This is a genomic window from Polyangiaceae bacterium, from assembly GCA_016715885.1.
Lineage (GTDB): Bacteria > Myxococcota_A > Polyangia > Polyangiales > Polyangiaceae > Polyangium.
Genome location: JADJXL010000020.1, coordinates 1,149,700 through 1,169,751, shown reverse-complemented (window position 1 = coordinate 1,169,751; position 20,052 = coordinate 1,149,700). Strand labels below are relative to the sequence as shown.

The following is a 20,052-nucleotide window of genomic DNA, read 5'->3' as shown; positions in this document are numbered from 1 at the left end:
CAACGCTCGCGACGCCCGCCAAACGCCCTCTGACGCCCCGCCCGTCGTAGACGTTTTCAAAGCCCGTGCGCAGTTGCTCCAAGCCCCTGCGCTTGGTAGCTCATGAGCGATGCGCGATAACCCCGTCCAGTTCGCCTTTCCCCGTCCACGCAAGGCCGTCGGCGGGGTGATGATCGCGGTCACCGTCATCTGGGTTGCGCTCGCGATCAGCGTCAATTGGGTCAACGTCGGTTACAGCGTCATGCAGTTTCTCGCCGGCTCGACACCAGGCGTCCTTCGCGGCGAAATCTGGCGCCTCGTCACGGCACCGCTGCTCCATGACATCCACCAGCCGTCACACCTCATCATGACGCTGCTCGGGCTGTGGTTTCTCGCGCCCAGCCTCGAATCGGATTGGGGCCCGCGCCGAATGCTCCTGTTCATCCTCGGCTCGGGCGCGCTGGCTTTCGTCTTTCAGGTCATCGGCTCCTTGCTCGTGCCCAGCATCGGCAGCCAGCTCTGGTACGGCGGGCTTGGGTTCATCGAAGCGATTGCCGTCGCCTGGGCGCTGCAGAATCGCCACTCGCAGGTGCGGCTCTTCTTCGTGCTGCCCGTTTCGGCAACCGTGCTCATCGCGTTCATCTTTTTGCTGTCGGTGGCCCACGTCATCGCCAAGAACCACCACACGCCAGAAGGGCTCATCACGCCCTTTGGAGGCATGCTCGCGGGCTATCTCTTCTGCGACAGGTCGCCGCTTCGCCGTGTGTGGCTCAAGCTCCGTCTGCGGCAGCTCGAAGCCCAAACCGCGAAGATTCGACGGCAAGCGTCCGCAAGTGCAGAAGCTGCTCGGGCGCGTCGCGCAGGCGGACCCGCACTGCGCGTCATCGAAGGCGGCGGGAGCAAAGAGCCCCCGGACAAACGCTACTTGAATTAATGCTCAGGAATCGTCGCGCATGCCTGGACATCCGCGTACGTCTTCGCGCGCGACAAACATGAAAACTCGCCCGATGCCTTGGGCTTGCCCATGTAGTCGCGTTTGCACGTGACAATCACGGACTCCTCGAGCTTCGCGCCTTCACTCTTGATGACCGCCACGGCCTTCTCCGCCGACGGCGTCGCGGTTTGCGGAAACTTCGCTTCCGCCGTCCATATCGCGCGCAAGTGCGCGCCAAGCGAACGACAGTCTTCTTCCGTCACGTCCCGGACGCAGGCCGAGCCGACAAACACGCCGATGAGCAGGACAAACCCAGGAGCCAGTGCAAAGAAGCGCCGTTGCTCGCCGAGTTTGTCCCGACCACGCATGGTTCGTCCTAACTATCGATGAAACTCTTGAGCTGCTTCGAGCGGCTCGGGTGACGCAACTTCCGCAGCGCCTTCGCTTCGATCTGCCGAATCCGCTCGCGCGTGACCTCGAAGTCCTGCCCAACCTCTTCCAGCGTGTGATCGCTCTTCTCGCCAATGCCAAATCGCATGCGAAGAACTTTTTCCTCGCGCGGCGTCAGCGTCTTCAACACCCGCCGAGTTTGCTCGGACAAGTTCATGTTGATCACCGCTTCCGCCGGCGAAACCACGCTCTTGTCCTCGATGAAGTCGCCAAGATGCGAATCTTCCTCCTCGCCGATCGGTGTCTCCAGCGAGATGGGCTCCTTCGCGATCTTCAGGACCTTGCGCACCTTGTCGAGCGGCAGCTCCATCTTCTCGGCAATCTCTTCCGGCGTCGGCTCGCGACCGTACTCCTGCACGAGATACCGCGACGTACGGATGAGCTTGTTGATCGTCTCGATCATGTGCACCGGGATGCGGATCGTGCGCGCCTGATCCGCGATCGCTCGCGTGATCGCCTGACGAATCCACCACGTCGCATACGTCGAAAACTTGTAGCCGCGCTTGTACTCGAACTTGTCCACCGCCTTCATCAGGCCGATGTTGCCCTCCTGGATCAGGTCCAGGAACTGAAGACCTCGGTTCGTGTACTTCTTCGCGATCGACACGACGAGCCGCAAGTTTGCCTCGACAAGCTCGGCCTTCGCCTGCTCGGCCATCCGCTCGCCACGACGAATGCTGTCGTAGGTGCCGCGAACGCCGTCGACGTCGATGTTGAGCTCCTCCTCGACCTTCTTCAGCCCCTTCTGGGCGTTCTTCAGCGTCGATTCGAGCTCCAGCAGTTCTTCACGCGGAACGTTGAGACGCCGAGCCAAACGCGCCTCGGCAAGCTTGTTGCCCTTGACCTTCACCAGCTCGCGCCGCAGCTCGGACTTGCTCATCCCCGTGCGACGCTCGATCTCCGTCGCACCCGCTTCCGCTCGCTCGACCTTGGAAATGAGCCCCTTCAGCTTCAGCACGATCTTCTCGATCGTCTTCTTGTTGAGACGCATCTCCTCGAGCGTCGTCACGAGCTCTGAAGTCGTGCTCTGAATTTCCGTATCCACCGCCTTGCGACGGCTCTCGGTCTTCGCCTCCTTGCGCTCTTCGAGCAAGTCGGCCTTCTTCTTGTCGAGGCGCTTGACCTTGTCGATCAGCCGAATGATGCGCCGATCCGCCTCTTCCTCGTCGAACTCTTGATCGTCCGACTCGGCATCGCGAATCAGCTCCTTCACGCGAATCTTGTGTTTGCGGAGCTTCTCGCCAAGGTCGATGATCTCGCGCACGGCGATGGGCGAATCGAGGATCGCAGCGTTGACCGAAAGCTCGCCTTGCTCGATGCGCTTGGCGATCTCCACTTCGCCCTCGCGCGTGAGTAGCGAAACGCTGCCCATCTTGCGCAAGTACATGCGAACCGGATCGTTCGACTTCGAGTAGTAGTCGACGTCTTCTTCCGCTTCGCGATCGTTGGAAACGACGAGCTTCTTCTCGATCGCTTCTTCATCGGCGATGCGCTTGGGCGCGATCTTTACTTGCGTCGCCCCATCGACAATCTCGATGTCTTCGTCGCCCAAAGCTCCAACGACGTCGTCGAGTTGGTCGGGTGAAACATCGGCCGGAAGCGCGTCGTTCACCTCGTCGTACGTCAAGAAGCCCTTCGTCTTGCCCGCATCGACGAGTTTCTCGAGAGCTTTACGAGGGTCTGATTTCCCAGAACCCTCCGCCGCATGTTTGCCACGGGAGCCATGAGAGCTCGACGCTCCGTTGCTCTTCCCCGTGCTCGATCCGCTTGGCCGACCCGCAGACTGCTTGGCCTTGCTCGCCATTCGCACTCGCTCCACCCGCGGTCCTTCGTGGACCGCATGCTTCAAGAAACCTCGAGACAAACCATTGAGAAACTACGACAAACGCACCGCCAACCGCGCTCACCAGGCGCCTTCATCTCCCACCGAGCTTCGCTCTCGCACGCCTGGCACTCTCAAGTAACAAAGCATCCTCGAGCGCAACGTCCCCCAACGGCGCCACGCGTTGGAGCTGAACCGCCACTTCCGCGTTCTCGCGCAACAGGCTCAGCTTTTTCAACTTTCCTGCATTCTTTAGAAGCTCTTCACGCGCCATGTCGGCGGTCTCGAAGACGGGCGATGCCAGCCGTCCAGCCGCAAATGCATGGATCGACCGGGGGATCTGCGCAAGAAATTCGTCGGCACGAAACTCCATTTCATCCGTCAAGCATTGACGCGCCGTGCCAATCGCCAGCGCCGCTTCGCCATCGAGCGCACTCACCGCATCCATGACATCACCGTGATCGAACAACACGGGATAGTCGAGCAGCGCGCCAAGAATCTCGAGCCCGATCTCGTCCACACGCGACCGCGATCGCGCCTGATGATGCGGTGCCTGCGTCTCGGCAGCTCGAAGCACAGGCTGTGGCGCCTTGCGCGTCGCCTGATCCAAAAGCTGTTCGAGCTGTCGGAGATCCTTCGGCGATTGACCTCCCATCACGAGCTTCGACGACAGCCGATCCGCATACGTCTTCAGCATCAAGCGTTTGACCGCGTCCTGCTGTTCACCCAAGAGCGACGCAACCGCGTGGATACGCGAAAGCTTTCCATCGGTCGTCGCATCGTTGAACGAGTCGTTCTCGAGCGCGTCGTCGATGAGGTGCTCGTAAAGCTCCTTCGCCGCCTTCGTCACGTTCTTCAGCGCATCGACGCCTCGCGTGCGCACGAAATCGTCGGGGTCCATCTTTGGCGGGAGCACGCCCACGCGCGCATCGAGCCCGCCTTCTTTGCAAGGCTGCCGCGCACCCCACGTCGCCTTCTTGCCTGCCGCATCACCATCGAAAAGCAGCGTCACCGTCGGCGTAAAACGCTTCAAGAGCTTCGCCTGCGCCGCCGTGAACGCCGTACCGAGCGGCGCGACGACGTTGTCCACGCCGCGTGCATGCAGTGACAAAACGTCAAAGTTGCCCTCGACCAAGATCGCTTCGCCCTTTTGACGGATCGCATGACGCGCTTGGTACAGCCCAAACAAGTGCTCGCCCTTCGTGTAGATGGTCGACTCGGGACTGTTCACGTACTTCGCAGGCACTTCCGCACCCGCCGCCGGGGACAAACCCAAGCTGCGAAGCTCGTCGGCGGTTGGCTCCGCCAAACTCCTGCCGCTGAACGCAATGACGCGACCTTGTACGTCCGTCACGGCAAACATCAGCCGATGTCGGAAACGATCGTAGTACCCAGACCCGGACGAACGCGGCACGAGCAGGCCGACTTTTTCAGCGGCGACGGGCGAGACACCCTGGCGCTTCAGGTACGCCACGAGGCCGTCCCAGGCGGGAGGAGCATAACCGACACGAAATGCCTGGAGCGCATCGGCGACACTGCCTGCCGCGTCTGGGCCCGGGTCGAGACCTCGGCGACGCAATTCATCGAGCGCATATCCGGCCAGTGGATGGGCGCTCGTCCCGCGCATCGACTGCTCGAAAAACGTCGCTGCCAAGTGATTGACGGCGTAGAGGTCCTCGCGGGCGCGCCGAGCCGCGACGGCTTCACGTCGCTCCGCATCGGTTGCGGTATCGACGACTTCGACGCCGCTTCGTTCGGCCAGAGCTCGCACGGCCTCCGTGAAGCTCATGCCTTCGATCTTCATCATGAAGTCGATGGCGCTGCCGCTCTCCTTGCAGCCGAAGCAATGGTAGATGCCGCGTTCGGGATTGACGTGAAAGCTCGGGGTTTTTTCCTTGTGAAAAGGACAAAGGCCCTGAAACGTCCGCCCTTTTCGCTGAAGGCGTACGGTTTCCCCGATGAGCGCCACGAGATCCGTGCGCTCTTTGACCGAGGCTATCGTTTGCGGAGCTATCATCCGAGCCGAGGAATGGCTTCCTTCGATTCAGACCGTTCGTCAAGTTTTTACATGACAATTCGCTCGATTCCGTTTTGCTTGCCAAAGCCGTGCCAATGCTAGCGAAGAACAAACCACATCAATGGCGCGAAGCTTGCTAGCACGTGGATGACAATGACACGCTCAGGCACTTACACACTCGCACGGTATTTTTGTCGGCGTTTCTCGATCGCGCGTTCAATGCCAGAAATGAGCCGCGCGTGGAAACGCGTGGGCGCGCTGGATGTTGGTGATGCTGCATGGACGAGGTTCGCGTATTGCTGTAAGTCGGTGAGCGGTCGCGAATGTAAAAATTGAACATTGGTTTGTCCTGATGAATGAAAGATTGAAGCGTATCGGGAGCCGCGCGTGGGTCGACATTGATTATCCGACCAATCGCGGCGATGGTCCAACCATCGAGCTCGACACGCAATGCCTCCACGCGCGGGAATTGATCCCACGACCACAAAAGTGGTCAGCGGAAGCTCTCGAGAGTAACTTCGAGCACAAAAATGGTCAGCGGAAGCTGTCGAGACTCACCGCAAACGAATGAGGTGGTCATGGGGGCTATCGATAGCTTTTGAAAAGGAGGCGCGTGGTCTGGGGAGGCTTTTCACTCCGGCGTGGCAGCTTCCTCGTGGTCGACGGCTACTGTCTTCGGCTTTCGTCGACCGGGCGAGTGGTTTTTGGCGGCCGAGAAGAGCGACGGGAAGAAGCGATGCTTGTCGGCATTGTGTCGCAATACGTAAAGGCCAACGGCGCGCACTTCATCGTAGCTGCGGCAAAGCAGCGTCCAGGCTCGAGCGAGCGTATCCTGGGCAATACGCGCCTTGCTCGAGGCACCAGCGCTCAGCGTGGTAAAGATGACGCCGGCAACGGCACGAGCATCGACGAGGTCCGTTTCTCGGTAATGTTTTCTATCGAGCGCGACGATATCGCGACGCAGATCATAGATGCGAGCGTACCCATTCAGGTCGGATGCGAGATCACGATGGCTGGTGCCAGGTCGCAGTCGGTCGAGCTCGGCTGCGATTTCCGGGTCATCGCGGAAGTGGTATTCACACAAGGCTTGCATACGTGCCTCGAGTTCAATGGCACGCTCGACGAGGGCTGCTGGGAGCTTGGCACCTGAGTCGCTTGCGCGATGTGCGCTCGCTTCCGCGTGAGCATAGAGAACGGCGAAAGCAAGTTCTTCGAGGTCATCGAGATGAGCAATATCGAATTCACCGGCGTCGTGTTGCTTCTGAAAACGAGCTCTGAGCGCTGGTGCGGTAGCGCGCATGTACGTCGCCAGGGCAGCAAATGCGGCTGCATCGAGGTCGATACGGGTTGAAAGGAGATCTTCGGGTTGAAGGGTCTTCAGCCGAGGAGCGAGCTGAGCGAGCGCGAGCTTGCCGAGACTCGGGTCGTAATGACGAGGTTGACCCGGAGCAGGCGGAGCCGGGGGTTTCTTTTTGGCAGGCATGGCCCACGATAAGCGCAACATTCGAAATGAGGCAAGAGGGTTCAAAACATTTGTTTGTCGCTACGGCTCATTTCCAGGGCGATCGCGATTTACGCACGCGTGCGGGAAACACGCATGCATGCGGACAAACGATTGCGTTCAGAACATAATGTCGCGCCGGCCAATCGCATGCAGGAAAAGTAGATTTCAAAGGGGACGGACGACGCCGTGACGACGGTGATGGGTCAATGTGTCGGGCGAATCGAAGTCGTTGCTGCGGTGGTATTAGCGGCTGGTGGATTTCGGAACGCACGCGCCGAATCCTCCGAGAGAGAATTCGACCTGACAGGTTGCGCCCGTGGAGCAATTGTCGTCGTCATTGGGGGGGACATGGCACATCTGGGCGTTCGGCTCGTCACACGACGCATTGCATCGAACGTTCGTAATGGGGTTGCTACTGCCGTCTCGGGCGCCGCAGCAGATTTGAGTGGCAGAGCAGTCTTCGGGGCCGTCGCATGATACGCGTGTTGCAAAGCATTCGGCCAATGGTGTGCATTCCCGTACCCCTAAATCCAGGTTGATGCAGCAAACTTCGGGGGCATTACACACGACGTCGCCACATTGCACGCCTTGGAAGTCGGGGGGATCGCCAGTCGACGAAGCTGCATCCGGTTCCGCTTTTGTGCCCGGTGGCACGTAATCGCACGCGAAAGGACCGAATACGAAGGCAAAAAGCAAGGCAAGGGCGGATTTCGTTTTGGTCATCGCCGATCACTATCTCACGAATGGCGGCGGCTATACAGCAGATTTCGACCGAGCGGTGCGCGCGGTTCCCGTCTTTTTGGCGGCTGCACGCCGGGGCTTCGTCGCGACTTCGGCGGCGCGCAGGCGACGTTTTACCTTTCGTTGCACCGCGATGGGCAAGGTGCGAAGATACGAATCCGACAAGCCACGCAGCACTTCGAGCGGCAAGTTGGCAACCAGTTCCTCAGGCGCGAGCCCCGCCAAACGTTCCTCAGGCGCGAGCCCCGCCAAACGTTCTTCAGGCGCGAGCCCCGCCAAACGTTCTTCAGGCGCGAGGCCTCGCAGACGATCCTTGGCGGGCAAGCGTCCGATGAGTTGTCGCATGAATTCATCAGCTTCCGCTCGAGTGAATCTACGTGGTTGCTTCATCTTCCCGTCCTTCATCCAGTACGAAAGCCACGCCTTGGCTCTTTCATCCGTCACCGGCAGATGGCTGAACAGACGCAGCATCTCGCTGCGTTCTTCCTGGCATACATCATTGACGACTGCAACGTAGCAAGGATACATCACTCCCGTTATGCGCGCATAGCCCCGTTCGAGACTTTCGAGCGTCCAGCCCATCCGCTTGACTTCGGCACGAAGCGTAGGAGTGATCGATGCTACGACGAGCACGAGCGTCAGTTCGTCGCAACGTAACTCGTCCTTTTTTCGCTGCCGAGCGTCGTAGATGGCGCCGTAACTGACGAGCCGCAGCAGGTCCCCTCGTCGAAAGGATGATTTGAGAGGACTCTTGTATTCCAGCACGGTGACTTTCCCCAGCCATCGCCAAAGGCGCCAAAACGCCTTTGCGGCACATCGGGCCTTCGCCCTGCGGCGCAAGATGATGAAATCCGCCCGCGGCGGCGCAATGCTGAGCCAAACTTCCGCCATCACCTCGAAATTGCTCGGCGCGATTTCCGCCAAAAAGCTTGCAAATGGCGCATGCCACAGGTCGCGATGGCGCTTTTGAGTGGATCGGTGCTTACGGTTGGCACGAGTTCGTCGCGAACGACCGAGGTACGTCATGTACCAACATCGTTGCGAACTGGGTGTGAGTTGCGTAGAGACCCAAAAAAGTTTGCCGAGGTCCGTTACACCGACATGCTCGCAGGGCCTTCGTCCGCGTCGCCGCAGTCGTGCATCGCCACGCCGTCGTGATCGTCCTCCCACATCGGCTCGGTGGGATCCTCGCCCGTGCTAAACGAGATGACGAGCGAATCCATGTATTGCGCGACCATGCCCGGCAAATCTCCACGCCAACTCATGTCGATCTTGCGGCTCGTCCATTGACGATGATGGATCACCCGATTGGCACTCCAGCTATGCGCATTGCAGATGATCGCGCAAATGCGCGCCAAGGCTTCGAGCTGAGCGGGCGGGTAGGGGTCTCCTGCAACGCCCGCATTTTCGACTTCGATGCCGTAAAAGAATTGGTTGCCGCCAATCGAATCGACGTACCTGTTGTCCCTCGCGTTTTTCGTGACGGGTTCGTCTTTACGTACCAAATCCAAAACTTGCCGCGCGCCTTTGCCCGCATGGTTCGCAATGTTCGCCGCAATCAAGTGCACCTTACCACTTCGCGAAAGCAAAATGTGGCAAAGCGGTCCCGAAAGATCCGGACGCCCGTTAACACATATCGATAGGCACGGCGCGTCGCCCGTTTTCGGCCCAGCCGTGTGATGCACCATGATCCCCTCGGGCGTAAAACCCGATCGGCCTCGCGTGTCCCAACCTTTCTCGGCCACCACGTCGAGCCCCTCCATTTCGAGCAGCGCCAAAACGTCGACGGGTTTCAAAGGCTCGGCATTGTCTTCGACGCTGCTGAACGTCCGCAAAGTCGGCTGGTAGACGTCCAAATACTTCGCCGGAATCTTCTCCTTTTGCGCGACGTATTCGAGCAAATCGACTTCTTCTCCCGTGGACACCCGGCGCGCCTTGCGCTGCACCGGCTGGAGCAATTGAGAATAATCGTAATGCGCGGGATCATGTCGAGCTCCGGGCGTCTGGTAGACCGACGGTGGCTTCTTGCTCTTCCAAAACCCATAATTGACTGCGCCGAGGACATTCAACCGCGGATGAAGGAGCCAATATTTCCAAGCACCACAAATGAGCCCTCGATCTTCTTGGCCAACCCCGGCGAGCTGTTTTTCCACCCCATCGTGAAACTTCAATACGAATTCGACCGTTGGCATCTTTGCGGAATCAGAAGCCCTGATGACCAGCGGAACAGCCAAGGTCTGCGATTTCGCCTGCGCAAACATCGCGTCACACATCGCCTGCGTCGGGGCGATGCATTCGAGGTCCCGGCAAATCTCGATCGTCTCCTTGTACGTCACGGGCAAACGCACGAAACCGCGGTCGTTGAGCGGAGCCTTCAAGGCATCGGAAGCGACCGTGATGATGAGATCCCCGAGTGTGACCTCGACCCAGCGAATCTCTTCGGTCTCCCCGTTCTGAAAGGCCTTGAGCAATAGCCCTCCGGTCTTGGCATTGGGGGCCAGTGTCGTCGTCGTCATGCGAGCTTCTCCTTCTTGCAACAGCAAATGCGCAAGCGTAGGAAAGGCTGAAAAGTAGTCTCGTGTCAAGCCAGAAACGCGATTTCGTCGTCAATTCGGACAAGGCGTTCCGAGCGGCGCGGGGGCAGGGACGGTGGCGCTTCCCGTGGACAGAAAGGTCGACAAAAAGCATCCATATTGGTATTTGACCGCATCGAGCTGCGTGTAAATCGCATGCGGATCGTAGATTCCGTCACCCTCGTATTGCACGACGACGCCTGTGTATGGCGTGCCTTTGGCCGAGGCGCGGTTGTTCTTCACCGGATAAGGCAATATCCCGCTGAGACCCCACAACGCGAGCACCTCTTGCATTTCCGGCCAAACCTCGTTACCCGCTTGTTGATGGCCATACGATAGCGCCACCGCATTGTAGAGGTCCGTGGAGAAGTACGAATCGCCTTTGCCTACGGGTTCGTAAATGGGTCTGGCGGGTGCTCCGTCGAGTGGCCGCAATCCGACACGCGGCATGTACACGAATGGATCGGCTGGCTCGAGCCCCGCTTGCAACATGCTCAATGCAGGATGCATGAACGTGAGCTCGCTCTGCGTGGCGAGAATGACGCCCAGCAAGCCCTGCGCATTGTCGATGACCGTCGTTTGCAAAACGTAATAGGTCCAGAAGCCTCCCGCACCCGTCGGAACGGCGGCTCGAATTCGAGGTTCCACGGCGCTGATCATGTTGGTATACATGCCACCCATCGATTGCCCTTGCGCGACGACCTTGTCGGCAGCAAAGCGAAAGGCCGTTTCACCAGGCGGAAGAAGTGGCCCCGCGCATCCGGCGAGCACCGATGGATCGATTTTCACGTCGAGCATTGCGTCGAGCAGCAAGCGCTGTTCGATGACGCCTTGACGAAACGTATCGCGCATGGCGACTACATTTTTCAAATTGAGATACTCTTGCTCGGATGCGCCTGGCAGACGCTCGGGATTGACGGGCAAGGCGCTCCCGACACTCGCAATGTTGAATGGCGCAAGGACAAATCCGGGACCTTCGCCCTTCGTATTGTCCATCGTGTCGAGTTTCCACGTGCCGCGATCGACGACGGCTCCGCTGACGCCACCGGAACCGTGAAAATACATCATGAGAGGATAACCGCCGGCCGGCATCATTTGTTTGGGAATCACGATGGTAATGGGCGCCGATTCCTCGCGCTGAAGCACGGGCACACCCGACGCGTCGATCTCGAAAAGGCCATCTTTGTCGAAAGGTGGCGTGCCTTTTTGGAATTGTGGATATTTGATCGTACCAACAAGCTCGCAATAGCGGTCGTGCATCGAGCCATCGTCCGGATCGATTTGTATATTTTCGATCGTAATCGATCGCGCAGCGCGAACCTTTTCGGAGACCTCGTAAGTATCTGCAACGACGTCGCCCGTGGTGAATACCGTCGCCGATGCGACGTCGGCTGCATTGATTCCCTTTGCCGATAACGTTTCCCATAGCGGCGCATACGCTTCGGCAGCATTCGCACCTCGAGGTCCGCTAGCGGTTTTTCCGGATCGCAATGCTTCGAGATCGGTGCTTGGAGCGAGCTTTTCGCCGCGTTCATCGAGAAGGCTCGTCATCACCACGAATGCATATTTGCGATTCTCGTGCAAAACGAATCCAGGCCTCGGGGCCACTTCGAGCATGTGTTCGGGGACGTAAGCGTCCACTTCGGGGGTTACTGCGACCGTGGGAATCATACGCCCGCGCTCGGGTGAATCGGGATCGATGTCGATCAAGAGAATGGGCGATGTCTTGTCGGCTGAAACGACATTGTGGTGATCGAGCGGTGCGAGGCTTCGGGTAAATCGAAAGTAAGCGACCGGAACCGTTGGAAATGCCCGGCGGTCCATCGCAAGAGACGTCCAATCGTTCCAAAATGCGACCGTGGATGGATGCGGCACCCCGGAATAATCGGGTGCACCTTGCGCTGTCAGCCGAAGATCGGATGGGAAGGGAAAGTCGTAGAACCGGGCGTCGGTTGTCAAGTCGCTTTCGAAGTCGAGGAGGGCTCGGGTGCGATCATCGACGGATTGGGCGGCAGGGTCGGTGCCACAACCGGCGAAAAGAAGGGCCATGAGAAGTGAAGAGAAGGAGGGGTGTCGCATGAAGGCGGAGGATAGCAGATTCGTGCAGTACAAGGTCGAGTTCTCAATCCGAACTGGGGGGTATGGGGGGCAGAGCAGTCGGCCCGTGTTTTTGCCGCAGGTAAAAACACTTATAGGGCCGCCTGCGAGCCCCCCATCGTGACTGGCCTCGCGTAGCGCGCGTCCCACGCGCGCGCAGCGAGCGTCCAGATCTGGGCCTGTCATCAAACAGCGCGCGTCCCGATCCGGGACCGGTCTCAGAAATCCGGAAAATATATCTTGTTGTGCCGGCTCGGAAACCTCTAGACTTTGCGCGAGCAATGCTCTCGGGTGAACTCATCGATGATCGGTTCGAGCTCCAAGCATGCGCTGGTGTCGGCGGCATGGGCAGCGTGTATCGGGCGCTCGATCGCGTGACGAATCAGCTCGTGGCGCTGAAGGTGCTGAACGAGGAATCTGAAAAGACGACGATGCGGTTCACCAAGGAAGCGCAGGTGCTTGCTGCGCTCGAGCATCCGCATATCGTGCGCTACGTCGCGCATGGGTTTGCCGCATCGGGTGAGCCGTATCTGGCGATGGAGTGGCTCGAAGGCGAGGAGCTCGAAGCGCGTTTGCATCGCGAGCGTCTTGGTGTTGCGGCAGCCATCGACCTCGGGCTTCGCGTGGCCCGAGCGCTTGCGGTGGCGCATATGCAAGGTGTCGTGCACCGTGACATCAAGCCGAGCAATATCTTTTTGGTGCAATCGGACATTGAACGAGTCAAGGTTTTGGACTTTGGTCTCGCGCGTCTACGTGGCAAAACCGTATTGACTCAAACAGGCAGCATCATCGGCACGCCCGGGTATATGTCGCCCGAGCAGGCGCGTGGCGAGCGAGGTCGAATCGATGCGCGTGCCGATGTGTTTTCCTTGGCGTGCGTGCTTTATGAATGCGTCACCGGTCAGCCTGCATTCATGGGTGCGCATGTCATGGCGGTGCTGGCCAAGGTGCTCCTCGAAGAAGCCCCGAGCGCTCGGACGCTGTGCCCGGAAATTCCCAAAGAATTCGATAAGTTGCTCGGGCGGATGTTGTCCAAGAACCCGGCCATGCGACCGGCGGATGGGCGCGAAGTTGCCGAAGCGCTGGAGCGAATTGCGCAACAATATCGTAGCGATACGAATCAAGATGGTCCGCCGTCGCTTTCGATGACGAGCGACGAGAGCCGTCTCGTATCATTGGTGACGGTATTGCCATTGCCGATGCTTCCGGATGCCGAACCAGCATCCTTGCGACCTCACGACGTATTCGAATTGGTGCGGCGCACATTGAAGCCATTCAAAGCAGCCGTCGAGCCTTTTGGCACGGGTGGCGTCGTGGCCGTGTTCGACGGAGTGGGCAATGCCGGCGATCAAGTGGCCGTGGCCGCGCGCTCGGCAGTACGAATCAAGGACGTCGTGACGTCCCATGTCGTGGCCGTTTTTGCCGGACGCAGTACGGCTGCGAATCCCTTGGCCGTGGGAGAGCTCGTCGATCGCATGATGACGTTTGCGCAATCCGTATCGACGGTCAGCGTCTTGCGACGATGGAACGGTGGCATTTTGATTGACGACACGACTCGATCGCTGCTCGGGTCGCGGTTTCTCGTGGGAGAGAGTTCGGGTTTTTGGATTTTGCAGCGCGAACGCGCGCACGATTACCTGAAGCGAAGCGTGCTGGGGCGACCTGTGCCGTGCGTGGGGCGCGAGCGAGACTTGCGGTCGATGCTCGATTACATCGATGGGGCATTCGAGCAACCTTCGGCGCGCGCCATTTTGATGGTGGGGCCGCCGGGCATTGGAAAGTCGCGCTTGCGCCTCGAGATTTTGGATCGCGTGCGCGAGAGCGTCCGCGATATTTTCGTGATTTCGGGTCGAGGTGATTGGTTGGGATTGGGATCGGTGTTTGGTCTCGTGGGTGGAGCACTCCGCGCCGCGCTGAGCTTGGATGCCGTCAAGACCGAAGCACAACAGCGAGACCTGCTCGTCGAAGCGTCGAGCATTTGCGGCGAAGCGGACCGTATTCGTGTCGCCGCCTTTTTGGGTGAAATGCTGGGAATTCCATTTCCTGACGATGCTCACCCGCGGCTTTTCGAGGCTCGCGCGAATGCCTCCATCATGGCCGACGCCATTCAAGAAGCATTCGTCGATTTCATGCGGGCCAAAGCCATGATGTCGCCGGTGCTCTTGGTGCTCGAAGACTTGCATTGGGGAGACATGCCTTCGACGAGGCTCGTCGACGCGGTGTTGCGCGAGATCGGCCATTTGCCCATCGTGGTATTGGGTCTCGGTCGTCCCGAGGTGCACGAGGCATTCCCGAGCTTGTGGCAAGGGCGTGCGGTGCAATCGGTTCGCCTCGGGAGGCTCTCCAAAAAAGCGGCCGAAGCCATGATTGGCGCAATCTTGGGCGACTCCATCGATCGGGCCCATATCGATGCCATCGTGGAACGCGCGGATGGGAATGCGTTCTTCATTGAAGAATTATCGCGCGCCGTTGCCAGTGGTCGCGCCGAAACATTGCCGGAGACCGTCGCGGGCATGGTTGAAACGAGGATCATGTCGCTGCCTCCGGCGTTACGGCTCGCGCTCCGAGCTGCCAGTATTTTCGGGCGCACGTTCCGGCCCGATGGTGCCGCCGCATTGATTGATCAAACGCTTCGCAATGGTGCGGCGGGAATCATTTTCGACGAGCTCGTCGATCGCGAATTTCTCGAACGAAAATCGAGCAGCCGGCAATTCGGCCCGGACGAGCTTGCATTTCGTCAAGCATTGATTCAGCAAGCAGCCTACGGAATGCTGACCGAGCGCGATCGGACGATCGGACACAAGCTTGCTGCGGAATGGCTGGAGTCGATGGGGGAGCCGGATCCCATGACATTGGCCGAACACTTTGCGCGCGGTGGCGAGCCTGCGCGCGCAGTGGGGTATTATCTGGGCGCTGCACGTCAAGCGCTCCATGGTGGCGATGATCGCGCGGCGCTCGAACGCGTCAAGCGAGCTCTGGTGTGCGGTGCGGAAGGTGAAACGCAAGCTGCCTTGCTCGCCATTCAATACGAAGCTTTGCGATCGGCGAACCCGAATGCGATATTGAGCCACGCCGAAGCGCTGTTTGCGGCGGATCGAATGCAGGAAGCGAAGGCGGTATTGGGCTACCTGCTCTCGGACCTCCTGGCCCAGGCACAGGCGATCAAGGACCCCGAGTCGCGGCGGTTCTTTTGGCAAAACGTGCCGATGCGTGCGCGGGCTTTCGAACTGGCCAAGTTGTGGGGACTCGAGCGAGCCTGACGATGCTCGCGATGCCTGGAAACACCGCTCGGGGAAAGTGCAGACAAATGCATCGTTTGGGTTGACGAAGGCTGCGAATCTGCACAGTATCCGGCACCCGAGCGCTTTGCATGGGTGAACATCAACGAGGGAGCCGATAGAAATGTCTGCAAGCGCATTGCCCGACCGTGCTCGGGTGGTCGTCATCGGTGGGGGCGTGATTGGTTGTTCGGTCGCGTATCACTTGGCGCACATGGGGTGCAAGGATGTCGTGCTTCTCGAGCGAGATCGCGTTACGTCGGGCACCACGTGGCACGCCGCAGGCCTCATGGTGACGTTCGGGTCGACGTCGGAAACGTCGACCGAAATGCGCAAATACACGCGGGATCTCTATTCGCGGCTCGAAGCGGAGACCGGTCAAGCCACGGGATTCAAACCCGTCGGATTCATCGAATTGGCCAAAGACCGCGACCGGCTCGAAGAATACCGGCGCGTGTCGGCATTCAATCGATATTGCGGGGTCGACGTTCACGAGATCTCGGCGGACGAAGTCAAGCGCCTTTTCCCGCTGGCCCGCACGGACGATATTCTCGCCGGGTTTTATGTCAAGGAAGACGGGCGCGCCGATCCGGTCGACGTCACCATGGCGCTCGCAAAAGGCGCTCGGCTCGCGGGCGCGAAAATCATCGAAGGTGTGGCGGTCATCGATGTCATCACCAAACGAGGCGCGGTCAAAGGCGTGCGCACGTCTCAGGGCGACATCGAAGCTGAATTCGTCGTCAACTGCGCGGGCATGTGGGCGCGTCAATTGGGCGCTCGCAATGGTGTCAACATTCCGCTTCAAGCGGCCGAGCATTATTACCTCATTACGGAAAAAATCCCCGAAATCAGCTCGTCATGGCCGGTCATCGAAGATCCGGGATCCTACGGCTATTATCGTGAAGAGGGCGGGGGCCTCATGATTGGGCTCTTCGAGCCCGTCTGCGCTCCGTGGAACGTCGGTGGCGTGCCGGATGATTTCTCGTTCGGTACGATCACGCCCGATTGGGATCGCATGGGTCCGTACGTCGAAACGGCGATGCAACGCGTACCTATTTCAATGCAAACCGGCGTCAAGAAGTTTTTCTGCGGCCCCGAAAGCTTTACGCCGGATCTTGCCCCCATCGTCGGCGAAGCTCCGGAAATCAAAAATTATTTCGTCGCCGCGGGCCTCAATTCGATAGGCATTCTCACGGGCGGCGGGCTCGGCCGAGTGCTCGCGCATTGGATCCTGAACGGTCGTGCCGACGTCGACGTGACGGGATTCAACATCGATCGGCTCCATACGTACCAGAACAATCCCGAATATCGGCGCACGCGCACGGTGGAATCGCTGGGCATGGTGTACCAATGCCACTATCCCACGCGATCGATGCAGACGGCGCGCGGCGCCAAAAAGTCGGCCATTTACGATAGGCTCGCCGCGCGACGCGCCTATTTCCGTGACGTGAGCGGCTGGGAGAGCGCCGATTGGTACGCTCCGCCGGGCGTCGAGCCGAAAGCGGACAAACTATCCTGGGGACGGCAATCGTGGTTTCCCTATTGGGAAGCCGAACATCGAGCGGCGCGGGAAGGCGTCATTTTGATGGATATGTCGTTCATGGCGAAATTCCTCGTTCAGGGCCGCGATGCAGCGCGCTTTCTGAATTACCTGTCCGCCAACGATGTCGATGCCAAAACCGGAACCATTACTTACACGCAATGGCTCAACGAAGGCGGGACCATCGAAGCCGACTTGACGGTGACGAAACTCGATGACGAAAAGTTCTGGGTCGTCGCGTCCGACACCGCCCACCGGCACGTCGAAACGTGGATGAAACGGCATATCGCCGACACTGACCACGTCTTCGTGACGGACGTGACGTCGGGCTTTGCGCAAATCAACATCCAAGGCCCTCGTTCGCGCGAAATGCTGCAATCCGTGACGAGCGCCGATCTGTCGAATGAAGCGTTTCCATTTCGCACCGTGCGGGAAATCGACATCGGCTTCGGCCGAGCGCTCTGCGTTCGCATCACGTACCTCGGCGAATTGGGCTACGAGCTCTATATTCCCACGGAACAAGCACTCCACGTATACGATCGATTGGTCGAAGCTGGGCAGCAGTTTGGCTTGGTCCACGCGGGCCTCAAGGCGCTTGCCAGCTTGCGCATGGAAAAAGGCTATCGCGACTACGGCCACGACATCGACAATACGGATTCTGTCTTCGAGGCGGGGCTCGGGTTCTTCGTCGACCTGAAAAAGCCCGGAGGGTTTCTCGGGCGCGAAGCGGTGCTCGCGAAAAAAGCCGAAGGACCTTTGAAACGAAGGCTCTTGCAAATTCTCATCAAGGATCCCGAGCCGCTCATGTTCCACGCGGAAATCGTTCGTCGCAATGGCAAGATCGTCGGCTACGTGCGCGCGGCCTCCTATGGGCATACCTTGGGTGGCGCCGTGGGGCTCGTCATGGTCGAAGCCGGCGAAAGCATCGATGCGGCATACATTGCGGGCGGGCGCTGGGACGTCGAGATCGCCGGGCGCGTTTATCCCGCCGAGGCCTCATTGAAGCCGTTCTACGATCCCGATATGAAGCGCGTAAAAGCATAACCCTCCGCAGGTGCAGCAATGACCACCAGCACGACCCCATTGCCTCCTCTTTACGCTCGCTGGATCGAGCAATCCTTTGGCGACGAGCTTCCCTCCGAAGATCGCGCTACTTGCTCGAATTGCGCCATGTGTGGTGAAGCGGCCGAGCGTGATGGCACGACGCCCGATCTGCGCTTCAATCCGAACACGAAATGCTGCACCTTTCACCCCGACCTCCCCAATTTCTTGGTCGGCGCCGTACTCGCGGACGACACGCCCGGGCTCACGGGAAAGGACGTCGTCGCAAATCGAATACGCGAACGCATTGGCTCCACGCCGCTCGGGCTTTTCGCGAGCCCCGACTTCAAAGAACGACACGGCGCCAACCAAGCACGCGGCGCGGACGCATCATTATTCGGTCGCGCCACCGATTTGCTCTGCCCCTATTTCAATCCGGCCGGCGGCGGGCTTTGCGGGCTGTGGCTCCATCGAAATTCGTCATGCTCGACGTGGTTTTGCAAGCATCGAGATGGCGCGCTCGGTAAACGATTCTGGGACGCTGCGGCCCATTTGCTGAAATTCACCGAACGCGCATTGGCGTCGTGGTGTGTCGTCGAGCTCGTGAAGGACGAAGCGGTGCTCGATGAGCTCTTCGATCCAATGGGTGCACCGCGCGAGCTTGCGAATCGCAATCTGCGCGGCAAGATCGACGCCGACGGTCGCCTCAGCGTGGCTCTATCCGAGCGTGTATGGGGTTCGTGGTATGGCCGTGAAGAAGCGTTTTTTCGGCGTTGTCACGAGCTCGTCGGGCCGCTCGATTGGGCCGCGGTCGTTGAAAGGGCCGGCCCGCAGCTCCAGCACCTCGAACGCCGCATGAAAGCCCTGCTTCCGCAGCGCTACGCCGATGCGCAAATTCTTTGCAAAGGTCAATTCGCGTCCATGCCCATCGACGCCAATCGCCTGAGGATACGCGGTGCGGAAGCATCGAACGAGCCGATCGAGCTGCCCACGGCGCTCGTCAAGTCGCTCGGCGCATTCAATGGTCGCCCAGCGGACGATGTATTGAAAGAGCTTGCCGCGCGCGGGATCGAGATAAACGACGATCTCTTGGGAGCATTGCGACGTCGAGGCATTCTGCTGCCGCCCGACGGAAACGACGTGCCTCCCATTGCGCGCCCGACGGGGCCTTTGACGCCGAACGACGAGCTTCGTTTTTTCCGCGGGTATCGCGGTGCCGAGCCCTTGCTCGTCGAAGGCAAATCGGCGCAGGGCAAACCGACGTTGTCGATTTCGTGTGGGCAACGCGGCATTACCGTCGAAGATGCCACCGGCTTCCGATTCGTCCGCGAGCTCGTCCGGCACGCCAATGGCTTTCGTGCGGGTGATGCGGCCACATGGCTCGGCATTGCACCGGAGAACTGGGATCAAGTTCGTCAAGTGCTGGAGTCGCTCGTCGCGTCGGAATTGCTTCAGCGTGTACCGTCGGGGCAGGGGAGGTAACGTCAATGGCGGATGAATTGCGACTCAATTTGGGATGTGGTCGGTTTCCGATTCCAGGTTGGGTCAATGTGGATTCGGTCAAGTTGCCGGAAGTCGATGTCGTCGCCGACCTGGAAGCAGCTTCGCTACCCTTCGAGGACGACAGCGTCGTGGAAATCGCTGGTAGTCATCTTTTGGAACACATCAAAAATTCTCTGGGCTTGATGCAGGAGCTCCATCGCATTGCCAAACCGGGGGCACGCGCCGTTTTCCGCGTGCCTTATGGTTCGAGCGACGACGCCGATACGGATCCTACGCATGTACGTCGGTATTATTGGGGCTCGTGGGGGTACTTCGGTCAGCCCTATTATTGGCGCGCAGATTATGGCTATCGGGGCGATTGGGACGTCGAGGATATCCTGCTCCTCGTGAAAGACGAATACAATGGCAAATCGTGGGCCGAGGTGTTTCAGGCGGTGGAGGAGCGTCGGAACGTGGTGAAGGAAATGGTCGCGACGCTTCGCGCGGTCAAGCCTGTAAGACCACCACTACGCGGGCTACAACAGCAGCCGGTACTGCGGTTCGCGACGAGCACGTAGGTGCCGTGGGCGCATC

At 59.4% G+C, this 20,052-nt stretch carries 12 protein-coding genes; 5 read left to right on the top strand and 7 right to left on the bottom strand.

The annotated features are described in order from the left end of the window. Positions 1-109 precede the first annotated feature (109 nt). Positions 110-913: a rhomboid family intramembrane serine protease gene (locus IPM54_30155; GenBank protein MBK9264053.1), complete on the top strand. Its 804-nt coding sequence runs from the start codon at positions 110-112 to the stop codon at positions 911-913. On the opposite strand, the gene IPM54_30150 is transcribed toward IPM54_30155, so the two are convergent. The 7 genes from IPM54_30150 to IPM54_30120 all read right to left on the bottom strand — a co-directional run bounded on the left by IPM54_30150 (position 910) and on the right by IPM54_30120 (position 12,099). Continuing rightward, positions 910-1,281, bottom strand: a complete 372-nt coding sequence (locus IPM54_30150) for a hypothetical protein (protein MBK9264052.1) — start codon at positions 1,279-1,281, stop codon at positions 910-912. The two genes, IPM54_30155 and IPM54_30150, sit on opposite strands and share 4 nt — an antisense overlap. 8 nt (positions 1,282-1,289) lie before the next feature. Continuing rightward, positions 1,290-3,167 (bottom strand): RNA polymerase sigma factor RpoD, encoded by a 1,878-nt coding sequence (rpoD, locus tag IPM54_30145; protein ID MBK9264051.1) that lies wholly within the window; start codon positions 3,165-3,167, stop codon positions 1,290-1,292. Between the two features lie 112 nt (positions 3,168-3,279). Continuing rightward, on the bottom strand, positions 3,280-5,202 hold the full coding sequence (gene dnaG, locus IPM54_30140; protein MBK9264050.1) for a DNA primase: 1,923 nt from the start codon (positions 5,200-5,202) through the stop codon (positions 3,280-3,282). 631 nt (positions 5,203-5,833) lie between these two features. Further along, the gene (locus tag IPM54_30135; GenBank protein MBK9264049.1) at positions 5,834-6,685 is read right to left on the bottom strand and encodes a hypothetical protein; all 852 of its coding nucleotides are present in this window, start codon (positions 6,683-6,685) and stop codon (positions 5,834-5,836) included. Between the two features lie 774 nt (positions 6,686-7,459). Next, positions 7,460-8,473, bottom strand: coding sequence for a hypothetical protein (locus IPM54_30130; GenBank protein ID MBK9264048.1), 1,014 nt, complete (start codon positions 8,471-8,473; stop codon positions 7,460-7,462). Positions 8,474-8,538: 65 nt separating this feature from the next. Beyond that, positions 8,539-9,963 (bottom strand): N-acetylmuramoyl-L-alanine amidase, encoded by a 1,425-nt coding sequence (locus tag IPM54_30125; GenBank protein ID MBK9264047.1) that lies wholly within the window; start codon positions 9,961-9,963, stop codon positions 8,539-8,541. 90 nt (positions 9,964-10,053) lie between these two features. Continuing rightward, a complete protein-coding gene (locus IPM54_30120; GenBank protein ID MBK9264046.1) occupies positions 10,054-12,099 on the bottom strand; it encodes a hypothetical protein in 2,046 nt (681 codons plus the stop codon). 299 nt (positions 12,100-12,398) lie between these two features. Between IPM54_30120 and IPM54_30115 the strand changes: the two genes are divergently transcribed. The 4 genes from IPM54_30115 (at position 12,399) to IPM54_30100 (ending at position 20,036) form a co-directional block, all read left to right on the top strand. Next, positions 12,399-15,377 (top strand): protein kinase, encoded by a 2,979-nt coding sequence (locus IPM54_30115; GenBank protein MBK9264045.1) that lies wholly within the window; start codon positions 12,399-12,401, stop codon positions 15,375-15,377. 142 nt (positions 15,378-15,519) lie between these two features. After that, positions 15,520-17,979: a GcvT family protein gene (locus tag IPM54_30110; GenBank protein ID MBK9264044.1), complete on the top strand. Its 2,460-nt coding sequence runs from the start codon at positions 15,520-15,522 to the stop codon at positions 17,977-17,979. Between the two features lie 18 nt (positions 17,980-17,997). After that, positions 17,998-19,458 carry a hypothetical protein gene (locus IPM54_30105; protein ID MBK9264043.1) on the top strand — a complete coding sequence of 487 codons (1,461 nt, stop codon included), beginning with the start codon at positions 17,998-18,000 and terminating at the stop codon, positions 19,456-19,458. Positions 19,459-19,463: 5 nt separating this feature from the next. After that, positions 19,464-20,036, top strand: a complete 573-nt coding sequence (locus IPM54_30100) for a methyltransferase domain-containing protein (GenBank protein ID MBK9264042.1) — start codon at positions 19,464-19,466, stop codon at positions 20,034-20,036. The last annotated feature ends 16 nt before the right edge of the window (positions 20,037-20,052 follow it).

Excerpts from the sequence above, each read along its gene's own strand:
- IPM54_30155 (MBK9264053.1), top strand. The coding sequence starts at position 110 with ATGCGCGATAACCCCGTCCAGTTCGCCTTTCCCCGTCCACGCAAGGCC.
- IPM54_30150 (MBK9264052.1), bottom strand. The coding sequence starts at position 1,281 with ATGCGTGGTCGGGACAAACTCGGCGAGCAACGGCGCTTCTTTGCACTG.
- rpoD (MBK9264051.1), bottom strand. The coding sequence starts at position 3,167 with ATGGCGAGCAAGGCCAAGCAGTCTGCGGGTCGGCCAAGCGGATCGAGC.
- dnaG (MBK9264050.1), bottom strand. The coding sequence starts at position 5,202 with ATGATAGCTCCGCAAACGATAGCCTCGGTCAAAGAGCGCACGGATCTC.
- IPM54_30135 (MBK9264049.1), bottom strand. The coding sequence starts at position 6,685 with ATGCCTGCCAAAAAGAAACCCCCGGCTCCGCCTGCTCCGGGTCAACCT.
- IPM54_30130 (MBK9264048.1), bottom strand. The coding sequence starts at position 8,473 with ATGACGTACCTCGGTCGTTCGCGACGAACTCGTGCCAACCGTAAGCAC.
- IPM54_30125 (MBK9264047.1), bottom strand. The coding sequence starts at position 9,963 with ATGACGACGACGACACTGGCCCCCAATGCCAAGACCGGAGGGCTATTG.
- IPM54_30120 (MBK9264046.1), bottom strand. The coding sequence starts at position 12,099 with ATGCGACACCCCTCCTTCTCTTCACTTCTCATGGCCCTTCTTTTCGCC.
- IPM54_30115 (MBK9264045.1), top strand. The coding sequence starts at position 12,399 with ATGCTCTCGGGTGAACTCATCGATGATCGGTTCGAGCTCCAAGCATGC.
- IPM54_30110 (MBK9264044.1), top strand. The coding sequence starts at position 15,520 with ATGTCTGCAAGCGCATTGCCCGACCGTGCTCGGGTGGTCGTCATCGGT.
- IPM54_30105 (MBK9264043.1), top strand. The coding sequence starts at position 17,998 with ATGACCACCAGCACGACCCCATTGCCTCCTCTTTACGCTCGCTGGATC.
- IPM54_30100 (MBK9264042.1), top strand. The coding sequence starts at position 19,464 with ATGGCGGATGAATTGCGACTCAATTTGGGATGTGGTCGGTTTCCGATT.